This window comes from Halomonas sp. SIMBA_159, from assembly GCF_046536035.1.
GTDB lineage: Bacteria > Pseudomonadota > Gammaproteobacteria > Pseudomonadales > Halomonadaceae > Vreelandella > Vreelandella venusta_A.
In genome coordinates, this window is record NZ_JAWJBT010001021.1 from 1 (window position 1) to 256 (window position 256).

Here is a 256-nt window from a genome sequence, read left to right on the forward strand (position 1 = left end):
TGGCTAATAACAGCTTCAAGTCAGCAGATTCAAATAACTTAACAGTATCTCCAGCTATACCTGCTGGGCCCGTAATATAAAAATCTGTATCTAACCCTTTTGCTATCTTTTTACCAACCTTTGTTGTTTCATCATTAATCTCTGCATAATCAGCATTGCCTAATCCGGCTTTCAAATTCATTGGCACAATCATAGTAGATTGATCTTCTGATAAAAATGCGGATAACGCTTGAGGAGGCAATGCGGTAACATCGAC

The 256-nt window shown here is 38.3% G+C and carries 1 protein-coding gene; it reads right to left on the minus strand.

Going from position 1 to position 256, the window contains the following annotated elements:
- Positions 1-256: hypothetical protein (locus tag R0J87_RS22355; protein ID WP_498889064.1), on the minus strand; the 256-nt coding region annotated here is incomplete at both ends.